Raw genomic sequence first — 5,665 nt, 5'->3', positions numbered from 1 at the left:
GGGATCGGGGGGAAAATTCCGGGACTTTTTCCCTGAAAATTAGGTAGTTGACCACCTGAAAATCGATAAAACCCCACACCCCACACCCCACACCCCACACCCTGCCACCACCGAAAAGCTTTTTGCCGCAAACCCTAATTAATCTTTTCAATCACCGCTTGTCCTAGTTGAATCAACTCAAAACCGATAAAAAGGCTTAAAATCACGGTGACAGCCTGATTAAGCAGGGGTATATTGCCTTTGCCTAGAGCAGAAGCGACGAATTTGACCACAACTAAAACGAGAGCGCTAACAACGGCGATTTTGACGGCTATCATAGATTAATTTTTCCTCACGGTTAACCGAAGTATACTATTTCTACACTTTTTCTTGCCAGTTTCATCTTCGGCTTGATACAAAATGTAGCATTTTGGTGGAGAGCGCTCCTGTCATTGCCAAAAATGCACGGGTTTTTGTTAAGAATTGTAAAATGTAGTTAGATTTATCTACTCAGAAGGGGATTTATGTCTAACCGAGAATCGATTTTTCCGTTCCCTCAAAAACCAGCATATTCCTCCGTATTCAAGTCGATTTTAGCGATAATATCAGTTATTTTAATTATGTTAGCAGTGATCGGCGGGCTCATGATGGTCAGTTTATCATTATGTTGGCCAGAACACAATATTTATCGATTAATCCTTGGCTTAGTAGAAGATTTTTTTAATCCATTTGCTTGGATCAAAGTTCCCACGGTTGCTCATAGCTATCAATTATTATTACCCACGGTTATCCTGCTAATTTTTACGCAGTTAATCATTTTCTTGTCTCCGCGTCCGCAAGTTTGGTCAAGATTAGTCATTATTTCTATCACTCTAGCTATCACCCTGCGCTATCTACTCTGGAGAATTCTGGCCACCTTAAATCTTTCCACCCCTCTCAATGGCTTTTTTAGTTTACTACTTTTAGTCCTTGAGATGATGGTTTTAAGTAGTAGCATGATTCAGTTAGTTTTAGTCTTAACCACAAAAGATAGACGCAAAGAAGCTGATTTTTATAGCCAAGCGGTGATCGATAAACAGTATTTGCCCACGGTAGATATCCTGATTCCCACCTATAACGAGCCAGCCTTCATCCTAAAAAGAACTATTATCGGTTGTCAAGCCCTTAATTATCCTCATAAAAATATTTATATTCTCGATGATACCCAGAGATCAGAAATTCATGAATTGGCAGAAAAATTAAATTGTCATTATCTGACTCGTGAGGATAGAAAAAACGCTAAAGCAGGCAATTTAAACCATGCTCTCAGACAAACTCAAGGGGAATTAGTGGTAGTTTTTGACGCAGATTTTATCCCTTGTAGTAACTTTTTAGAAAGAACTGTTGGCTGGTTTCAAAACTCCAAAATTGCCCTAGTGCAAACGCCCCAAAGCTTTTATAATGCCGATCCTATCGCCCATAACTTAGGTTTAGAAAATATCGTTACTCCCGACGAAGAATTATTTTATCGTCATATCCAACCAGCTAAAGATGGGGTGGGTAGTCCTGTCTGTGCTGGCACTTCTTTTATTGTCAGAAGAAAAGCATTAGAAGAAGTGGACTACTTCAATACAGAATCTATTAGTGAAGACTATTTCACTGGGATTGCTATCTCTGCCAAAGGTTATGAAGTTATTTACTTAAATGAAAAACTCAGCGCTGGTTTATCTGCCGAAAGTTTATCAGCTTATTTACGGCAAAGATTGCGCTGGGCAAGGGGAACTTTACAGGCCTTTTTTATCAAAGCTAATCCCCTGAAAATTGCGGGACTAACCCTACCCCAAAGATTGGCACACTTAGAAGGACTTTTATCTTGGTTTTCTCCCTTAGCTCGTTTATTTTCTCTGCTTATTCTTCTACTTTATACCTTTGGATATATCGTACCTTTTAACATTACCATCGGTGAGACAATCTATATCTTTTTACCCTACATGATGCTGCAGTTAGCCACTTATCACTGGTTAAATTCTCGCTCGCGCTCCATTATTTTTTCTGAGGTACTATCGATGATTATTTGTGTACCTACAGCCCTAACAGTTCTCCATGTTCTTTGGAAACCCTTTGACAAAGGATTTCAGGTGACACCGAAGGGAATTGCTCGCCAAAATTATCAATATAATTGGCGTTTATCCTACCCATTGCTCTTTTTTCTCACGATTACTTTAATTAGTATTTTCTTTAATTTACGCCATCACAATTATCAAGCAAGTCCCCTAAATTTTGGCTTGATTTTGGCTATATATAATGTGGTTATTATCATGACTGCTTTAGTGGCTTTATTGGAAGCTCCCCTCGCCCTAGAAACTCAATACCAATTGCTGGAATATCCTGTTAACTTGATAACAGAAGCGAATATAATTATACAGGGCAATCTGAAAAAACTTTCGGAAATAGGAGCAGAAATTAATCTGAGGGAACCCATCTACTCAGAAAAATTACTCCTAGATATTTTAGGCGAAGACTTGCGCTTATCTGCTCATATAGTCAATCTAGAAAAACGAGGAAAAATCTGGCAAGCAACCCTTAAATTACAGCCACTTCCCCTATCAGAGCAGAGAAAACTAATTACTTTTCTATTCTGTCGTCCCCAGCGCTGGCCAGTGAAAAATACGGTGGGAGAATTACAATCCCTTTGGTTGTTAATTATCAGCTTTTTTCGGGGGATAGGCTTGATTTGTCGGGCAATTCTGAATCGAAAAACAGCCCTTTAGTTCAGTCAAAAATCGAAAATACTTATCGAAAAATTAATGACTGATTATCGTATCAACTGGCTTTTGTCTGTGATTTTACTCACATGGCTATTCCTGTATTATCACAGTTGTCACTTGAGCAAAACTTCACAGTATTATAATAGAAGTAACCATTCTTAGATGAACTGGCTTATGAACAATCGTTTATGTCTTCACCTGATGGCTAATAAGGAAAAAGGGTTTGCCTTGCCTCTTGCCGTGTTAATTGGACTTATCCTGATGGTGACAGGAATGACTATGATCATGCGCGCCCAAGGGGACCAATCGAAAGTAATTGCCCAAAAAGCCCGGGCTGATAGTTTAACAAGTTCCGAAGTTGGGGTGGCTCGCGTGCAGGATTTACTCAATAGCGTTCGAGTTATGGCGAAGTTTGATAGTAATAGTAATTGTACTACTGACGGCTGTTGGCAGAACGCCGAAGTGGTTACTAATCCCAGTACCGATTTACGAAAAGATTTAAAAAAATTATACACTGCCACCGCCTGTAGTAATCCCGGCGATCCCAACGCTGCTGCTACCTTGGAAGAAAGAATCGATGAATTAAACGATTTGAGCGCAAATGAATGGATTGCTCTCGGTAATAATCGTTATTATCGCATGGTTCAATACAATTTTACCGCAAGCATTGACGCCGATCGCCTGGGTTTGGGAGTTCTCACTCTCGAAGGACGTTCTCGCACCAGTGCCGAAACAGACCTAACTCAAACTGGTCTCGATATAGATAGTGACGATAATGCCGCCTCTCGTAACCGCGTGGTGGTAAGTATCCCTATTCTTCCTTCTCTTCCCCTCGCATTCGCTCGCACCACGGTCCCCGCTTTGTGGATAAGGGAGGGAGCCACGGAAAATGCGGGTCAAACTGGCCAGATTACGGTCGGCAGTGCGGATTATTCCGGCGGTGCTCAGTTTCAGGGGGATGTGGTGATGAGCGACACCACGACATTTGACGAGCCGACGGCAACTTTGCAACCAGAGCTAGAATGTTTTATTAGCACGGACAAAATTGAACAGCCCACAACCCCACTCAATACCCCCTACGAAGCGCAATTTGTCGATGTGCCTTTCCCCAGTTTACCGCCGATTCCCACCAGCATTCCCCCTGGTCAGGAAAATATGGTACTTACCAGTTCTGGAACTTTTCCCAGACCGGAAGACCCATTACCTCCTAGCGGAGTGTACGAGTACACCGTTGATTATATCGACTTGAGTGATGACGAGGAGATTACCATTAATCCGGGGCCGGGGCAACAGGTAGTTTTCTATGTTAAAGGTAATATTAACGGTGCCATCAGACACAACTGCGATGGTGAGGCGGGCTGTGGACCGGGCAATCTACAAATTTACGCCTATAACTTATCAGGTTCCGACGATCCGCAAATTTGTCTGAGAGGAGACGAAGAACTAGAAGCGTTTATCTTTGCTCCTGCCTATTCCCTCGGTAAAACCGGTACTGGTGATTTCTTCGGTGCTGCCTGGGGTAGAAAGTGGGGCAAAATTCCAGGCTGTGTCTCACCTGACGATGATGTTGCTGTGACTCAAAGGGTAGAATGGACTGACTTAATCCAAGACCTGAGGCCCAATCCCTTAAACACTTTGCCCCAACTTGGTCAGATTGCCAATTGGTGTGAGGAACCCATAGATACCCCCCTGGATGAATCTGATTGTGATTGATTTCCCGACTGCTTCACCCTCTCCCAGTCCCAGTCCCTAAAAAACTTGAATAGAGAAGGGGTGGATTCAGTCCATCCTTTTTTTAACTTATCGGGTTGGTGGGGGGGGTTTGGGATTTCGGTTCAGGACAGGTTTTATTGGCGAAATCACAGCGATAAATTGCCGGTTTTTGCCAACTGAGGGGAATTTCCAGCAAATCCCTCGAACCGGTCATGGCTTGTCCCAGAAAGAGAGCCAGAGCAATACAATTGAGAATTGTATGGGCGATGCGCCAACGATGGGAGCGGTCTTTATAGATATCTTCGACAATTGCCAGAGAGAAAATCATCAGTAATGATGCCGCCATGCCGATATAGTAGTGAGACCAGTACCATTGGGACGAGAGTCGCCAGACCCCATCCTGAGCACCGATAATAATTAAACCCATGCCAGTCAGGGTGGCAAAAATTCCGCGCCAGAGAGCTTGTCTAGCGCGGTAGAGACAGACCAAAGAGGCAATGGTGACAAAAAACATCAAAATCACAAAAATGACCTGAAAGGAGTCTAATTTTCCGTCTTTTTGTTGATCGACAAAACCATTAAAACCGTAAACGACCGAGTAAGCTAGTGCTAAAAGGTTAACCCCTACCACTGTACCCGTTAACCAGCGGCCTAAGCGTAGATGTTCTGGCCCGACTACTGGGGGAATTTTACTTTTATTTCCCGCGGCCGTTTCTAAGCGACGTTGACGGGTTTGCCAAGCAAAGTTAACTACGAGGCCGATAATGGGGAAAACGACCACTATCGCTAGGACAGGATGAATGAGAGCCAGAAAATCGACGAATTGCATATAAGTAGGGTTTGCTGAAAAAGTTTGTTCGTGGGTTTAGGAGTCAGGAGTCAGGATTCAGGAGTCAGGAGTCAGTAGCCGGTCGTTTCAGGCTTTGTTGCCCTCTTTTTTGTACTAATTTATCTACTATAAGAAGGATAATGCCAGGTTTTTGAAGGTTCCAATCCTATTTTCTGGCACTGGCGTCGGATTTTAACAGGTCAAAAGCTTTATTTTAAAAGGGTTTTACCATTATTCAGCAAACCCTAAATAAGTACCTAATGGGACTTAGGCGTTTTCGGTCAGCAAAAAAGGCTCAAACCATTACGGGACAAAGGGTTAACCTCGATTGATGATTTTCCTTGATATATCTGGGTTTCAGCGATTTTGGGCTTCTCGAAGTAAATCCCAAGCGGGG

At 42.8% G+C, this 5,665-nt stretch carries 4 protein-coding genes; 2 read left to right on the top strand and 2 right to left on the bottom strand.

Annotation, left to right across the window (positions count from 1 at the left end; genetic code table 11):
- Nucleotides 1-134: 134 nt before the first annotated feature.
- A complete protein-coding gene (locus IM456_RS04470; RefSeq protein WP_002759616.1) occupies nucleotides 135-317 on the bottom strand; it encodes a hypothetical protein in 183 nt (60 codons plus the stop codon).
- 186 nt (nucleotides 318-503) lie between these two features.
- On the opposite strand from IM456_RS04470, the gene IM456_RS04465 reads away from it, so the two are divergent.
- Both IM456_RS04465 and IM456_RS04460 read left to right on the top strand, forming a co-directional pair.
- Complete coding sequence (locus tag IM456_RS04465) at nucleotides 504-2,729, top strand: glycosyltransferase family 2 protein (protein WP_353737724.1); 2,226 nt, start codon at nucleotides 504-506, stop codon at nucleotides 2,727-2,729.
- A 171-nt stretch (nucleotides 2,730-2,900) separates the two neighbouring features.
- A complete protein-coding gene (locus IM456_RS04460) occupies nucleotides 2,901-4,439 on the top strand; it encodes a hypothetical protein (protein ID WP_287707678.1) in 1,539 nt (512 codons plus the stop codon).
- An 82-nt stretch (nucleotides 4,440-4,521) separates the two neighbouring features.
- Here the strand turns inward: IM456_RS04460 and IM456_RS04455 are convergent, their stop codons facing one another.
- On the bottom strand, nucleotides 4,522-5,268 hold the full coding sequence (locus IM456_RS04455; RefSeq protein ID WP_149988406.1) for a DUF4079 domain-containing protein: 747 nt from the start codon (nucleotides 5,266-5,268) through the stop codon (nucleotides 4,522-4,524).
- Nucleotides 5,269-5,665 lie beyond the last annotated feature (397 nt).

Source organism: Microcystis sp. M079S1 (genome assembly GCF_020246425.1).
Classification (GTDB): Bacteria; Cyanobacteriota; Cyanobacteriia; order Cyanobacteriales; family Microcystaceae; genus Microcystis; species Microcystis aeruginosa.
The sequence above is the reverse complement of the archived record's forward strand: the minus strand, read 5'-3'. Positions and strand labels throughout refer to the sequence as shown.

What these genes read in the sequence shown, in the direction of transcription:
- IM456_RS04470 (WP_002759616.1), bottom strand. Translation starts at nt 317, where the DNA reads ATGATAGCCGTCAAAATCGCCGTTGTTAGCGCTCTCGTTTTAGTTGTG.
- IM456_RS04465 (WP_353737724.1), top strand. Translation starts at nt 504, where the DNA reads ATGTCTAACCGAGAATCGATTTTTCCGTTCCCTCAAAAACCAGCATAT.
- IM456_RS04460 (WP_287707678.1), top strand. Translation starts at nt 2,901, where the DNA reads ATGAACAATCGTTTATGTCTTCACCTGATGGCTAATAAGGAAAAAGGG.
- IM456_RS04455 (WP_149988406.1), bottom strand. Translation starts at nt 5,268, where the DNA reads ATGCAATTCGTCGATTTTCTGGCTCTCATTCATCCTGTCCTAGCGATA.